Below are 4852 nucleotides of genomic sequence, written 5' to 3' on the forward strand. Positions count from 1 at the left end.
GCGTCCGTGCGGCCGGCGGCGGCGTAGCCCGCAGGTTTGTCGGCGTCGGGATCGAGGACCTCGAGCGCGCGGAGCGCGTCGAAGATCGCGTCCTCGACGGTCGAGACGTCGGGCTGGCGCTGGAAGCCGTGATAGCCCGTGCCGTCGTAGGCGACTCTGAACGCGCGAAGGGGCATGGTCTCGAGTCGACCCAGCGCGGCCAGCGAGTTATACGGTTCGCTCATATTCGGAGAGGCTACTGACCGCACGGTACAGGGGAACCACGTCTCACTCCAGACCAGCCAACCGGCGTGCGGTGGCGCGCGCTGGGCCGCGGTGAATGCCAATGAACCGCGGCTCGAAATCGTGCGAGGGATGAGCGAGAGAACGGAAGCGCGGCGCAAAGCGCCGCGGAAAGGCGAACGGCCGAAGGCCGTGAGCCAGTGACCGAGCGAATCGGTTGGGGAGGGCGTGGCGATTCCCTATTGCCACGATAGCAGGACGCTTCGTCTCACACGATTCCATTAGAACATACCGTTCCATTCACAGATCCACTGAGCGGCTACCACGCCTACCGAAGCGTGTCGAAACTAATCGAATCAGAAAACCGATTCGATGACGGTCCTGCCAACGACTCACAGATCGTCGTCGGGATCGAACCGGTCGTGGTCGGGCTCGTGAACGTCGAACTCGTCGGTACCGGACTCGCCGATATCTGAATCGTCGAGGTCGAAGGCATCGGTCTCGAGCGCCGAGCCGTCGGCGCTGATGGCCCCGTCCTGGACCTCGATGGTAACGCTGTCGTCGTCCGAGGACATCCCCAGTAACTGCCCCGTCGCCGACTCCACTACCTGATTGACCGACCAGACGAACCGCAGGACGGACTCGAGTTCGGTCCCGACCTCGCGGACGCCGCGCTGCCGGGAGAGGTCGCCCAGACTCCGTGCCCCTTCCGGATGAAGGTACTGGATCGGATGATCGGTCGGCACCTCGCGGAGGTCGACGTCGAACGACCAGATGTAGGGAAGGGCCTGGAGGGCGTAGCCCTGCGGTTTCGGTGCTCGTCGGCCGGCGGCGCTCAGCGCGATGGTCTTCGCCGTCGATTCGCCGTCGGTGTCGAAGTAGACGCCCGGAACGCTCGGAATGGAGAGTCGCATACTCGTGGTAGGGTGCCGGGGACGGGTGAGTCCCGACCCGGCACTCCCAGCCTCGTTTTATAGGGTCGCAGTGGATTTGGGCTGCCCGTTCCGCTCCCGTCAGTGGAAGGTATCCGCGAACTTGTCCCGCCGGTTGATATCGAGTTCGCTCACGCTCGAGCCCCCGCGACTTGCAGCGAACCGGATCGCTTCGGCGACCTCCTCGGGTTCGGTGACCTCGCCTTCGTCGAACCGATCGGAGAAACTCTCGCCGTAGGCCGACCCGAACTCCGAGCGGACTTCGGCGGGGTTGACGATCGTGATCCCGATGTCCTCGTCACCGACCTGGGCCGCGAGGCTCTTGGCGAAGCCCCGGACCCACCACTTCGTCGCAGCGTACACGGGATTGGACGGCCGCGGGTGCTTGCCGGCGAAACTGGCGACGAAGATCAGGTGTCCCTCGCGCTCGCGGACGTGGGGAATCGCCGCCCGCGTCGCGTAGAAGACGCCGTCGACGTTGGTCTCCTGCATCGTCTCGTAGTCGTCGGTCGACAGCGATTCGATCTCGCCCCCGCGGCCCAGTCCGGCGTTGTTCACCAGCACGTCGATCCCGCCGAAGCGGTCGACGGCCGCCTCGAGGAGCGCGTCGACGTCGTCCTCCTCGCGAACGTTCGTCGGAACGACCAGCGTCTCGATATCGTGGGCCGCCTCGAGGTCCGCTGCGAGATCGGTCAATCGGTCCTCGCTGCGGGCCGCGAGGACGACGTTCGCTCCCGCGGCGGCGAGTTCGCGACAGGTCGCCGCGCCGATTCCCGAACTCGCGCCCGTGACGATCGCGACGTCCCGCTCGAGTGTGTCGGACATCGCCCGAGACTAGGTGCGCATCGATCCTAAAAACGGGGGTCGCGGATCGATCGAGATCGACGAGCGATGACGGCGGTCCGCAACGGCGCGATCAGTCGTCCTCGAGGTCGTACAGTTCGCCGTACTTCGAGGTGACGTACTCGAGGTCGTACAGTTCGCCGTACTTCGAGGTGACGTACTCGAGGAAGTAGTCCGCGGTCAGTCCCTCGCCGGTCGCCCGCTCGATCAGCTCCGGCGTGACGTAGCGCTTACCGTGGCGGTGGACGTGCTCGCGGAGCCAGCCGTTGAGTTCGTCGAACTCGCCCTCGCGGATCTGGTCGTCGAACGACCCCCGATCCCCCTCGGCGGCGGCGTACAGCTGCGCGGCGAGCACCGAGCCCAGCGAGTACGTCGAGAAGTAACCGAAGTCGCCGTGAGACCAGTGGATGTCCTGCAGGCAGCCCTCCGCGTCGGTTTCGGGACGGACGCCGAGGTACTCCTCGTACTTGTCGTTCCAGACCTCGGGGACCTCCGAGACCTCGAGGTCGCCCCGGATCAGGTCGCGTTCGATCTCGAAGCGGATGACGATGTGGAGGTGGTAGGTGAGTTCGTCCGCCTCGACCCGGATGAGGTTATCGTCGTGGACCTGATTCGCGGCCTCGTAGGCCTCCTCGGGCGTGACGCCCTCGAGTTCCGGGAAGCGCTTGCGGGCGATCGGCAGGAAGTGCTCCCAGAAGGGACGGGAGCGGCCGACGTGGTTCTCCCAGAGCCGGGACTGGGACTCGTGGACCGAGAGGTCCCGGGCCTCGCCCAGTGGCGTACCGTAGCCGTCGTCGGGGAGGCCCTGCGTGTAGTTCGCGTGGCCGAACTCGTGGATCGTCGAGGTGATCGATCCCAGGAGGTCGTCCTCCTCGAAACGGGTCGTCACGCGCGCGTCGAACTGCGTTCCAGACGAGAACGGATGGGGTGCCGTGTCGAGTCGGCCGCGGTCCCAGTCGTAGCCCAGCGAGTCGAGCACGTCCCGTGCGAGCGCCTCCTGATCGTCGTCGTCGAACTCGCCCGCGAAGGCGTCGGTCTCGAGTTGCGCCTCGCTCTCCTGGATCGCGTCGATCAGCGGTACGAGATTCTCGCGCAGGCGCTCGAGGACCCGTTCGGCCGTCTCGAGGTCGATGTACGGCTCGTAGTCAGCGAAGAGCACGGCGTAGGGATCGGCGTCTGGATCGATGTGGTTCGCGTACTCGCGCTTGAGTTCGACCAGTTTCTCGAAGGTCGGCGCGAACTGCTCGAAGTCGTCTTCCTCCCGGGCCCGCTTCCACGTGGGATGGGCGTTCGACGCCGTCGCCGAAATCTCCTCGACCAGTTCCCCCGGAACGCTCGTCTCGCGATCGTACGTGCGACGAACCTCGCGGACGACCGCGGCCTGCTCGTCCTCGAGGTCGGCGGACTCGAGTTCCGAGAGCAACGCACCGGTCTCGTCTGCGGTCAGGAGTTCGTGACTGATAGAGGACAGCGTCGAGAGCTGCTGTGCGCGGGCCGGCGTCCCCTCGTCGGGCATCACGACCTCCTGATCCCATCGGAGGATGCCGGCGGCGTTGCCCACGTTCGAGATGCGTCGGACGCGGTCCTCGAACTGGTCGTACGTATCGGCCTCGCTCGCGTCGCTCCGAGCCTGATCGGTCGCCATAGCCGTATCGTTCGCTCGGAATCGGTATCAACGTCCGGGTTCCGGTCACTTCGTAAGCGATCGAACGCGAACGGCGGTTACACGACCCGACTCGGGAACTGTCGGCACTCGAGACGATCAGTACGCCGTTGCAAAGGCGTTGCAAGCTGCTGTCACGCCGCGCTCGACAGCCGATGAAAGACAGGCATAACTTGCAAGCAGCGGACTGTTCCACCGAGCTGACGTACGCCGTTTCACTATGGTCGTTTCGTCACCAATCGCGTCAGCTATCGTGTTCATCGTGAGCCTGCTGATCGGTGCGCTCGGCATCTACGCGGGTGCGCGAGTCATCGTCGGCCGAGGAGACTACGATCACGCCATCGTCACAGCGTTGATCGGAGCCGTCGTCTGGGCGATCGTCGGTTTCGTCGTCGGCTGGATACCGCTCGTCGGACCGTTGCTGGCCCTGCTCGCGTACGTCGCGGTCATCAACTGGCGGTATCCCGGCGACTGGACCGCCGCGGCGATGATCGGGCTCGTCGCGTGGGTCACCGTCCTGATCGTGCTCTACGCCCTCGCCGTGCTCGGCGTCACCGGTTTCGAGGCGGTCGGCGTCCCGGGGGCCTGAAAATCGACGATCGAATCTCGACGATCGAATAGCCGACGCCGCTACCGCGACGGCGTGCAGCAACGCTGCTCCCGTGACGGTGTATAGCGACGCCGCTACCGAAACACTGCCAGCAAAACCAGATCACCGGGATGGCGGCCATCGATCCGCGGTTCGCCGATAAGTCTCGAGACACCGCTCGAGGACGGCGATCGAGACGCTCTCGTCGTCGGTATGGGCTTCGCCGGGTTCGGACGGACCGCAGATGAGACACTCCGTGCCGGCCTGCGAGAGCCAGCCCGCGTCGGTCGCGTGCGGTTTCGTCACGAGTTCGGGTTCGCCGTCCTGCGCGTCAGTTGCGGTCGCCAGAACCGCGTCGGCGAACGCCGCGTCGGTACAGCGCATCGGCGGCAGATCCTGATCGACCGTCCACTCGACTCCTTCGAGGTCTGCGACCCGCTCGAGCGCTGCGCGTTCGCCCGGCACCGTGCGCTCGTCGACGGTAAACTCGCAGCGGGCCGGAACGACGTTCATCGCCGATCCGCCCTCGATCTCGGTGACGGTGAGCCGGCCCTCGAGCGTGTCGCCCGCCGCGTCGACCGACGGGGGCTCGAGGTCGCGGAC

The 4852-nt window shown here is 65.8% G+C and carries 5 protein-coding genes and 1 pseudogene; 1 reads left to right on the forward strand and 5 read right to left on the reverse strand.

What is annotated here, in order from left to right; genetic code table 11:
* From PGX04_RS16550 to PGX04_RS16565, 4 genes and pseudogenes are all read right to left on the reverse strand, one after another.
* A pseudogene (locus tag PGX04_RS16550) lies at positions 1–176 on the reverse strand (tRNA pseudouridine(38-40) synthase TruA); the annotation flags it as partial.
* Between the two features lie 438 nt (positions 177–614).
* Complete coding sequence (locus tag PGX04_RS16555; RefSeq protein WP_273739520.1) at positions 615–1136, reverse strand: hypothetical protein; 522 nt, start codon at positions 1134–1136, stop codon at positions 615–617.
* 99 nt (positions 1137–1235) lie between these two features.
* Complete coding sequence (locus PGX04_RS16560) at positions 1236–1979, reverse strand: SDR family oxidoreductase (RefSeq protein ID WP_273739521.1); 744 nt, start codon at positions 1977–1979, stop codon at positions 1236–1238.
* Between the two features lie 91 nt (positions 1980–2070).
* Positions 2071–3642 carry a carboxypeptidase M32 gene (locus PGX04_RS16565; protein WP_273739522.1) on the reverse strand — a complete coding sequence of 524 codons (1572 nt, stop codon included), beginning with the start codon at positions 3640–3642 and terminating at the stop codon, positions 2071–2073.
* A gap of 238 nt (positions 3643–3880) precedes the next feature.
* Between PGX04_RS16565 and PGX04_RS16570 the strand changes: the two genes are divergently transcribed.
* A complete protein-coding gene (locus PGX04_RS16570; RefSeq protein ID WP_273739523.1) occupies positions 3881–4249 on the forward strand; it encodes a hypothetical protein in 369 nt (122 codons plus the stop codon).
* Positions 4250–4372: 123 nt separating this feature from the next.
* Here PGX04_RS16570 and PGX04_RS16575 read toward each other — a convergent pair.
* A partial coding sequence (locus PGX04_RS16575) for a M20/M25/M40 family metallo-hydrolase (RefSeq protein ID WP_273739524.1) occupies positions 4373–4852 on the reverse strand: 480 nt, incomplete at its 5' end.

Source organism: Natrinema soli (assembly GCF_028618695.1).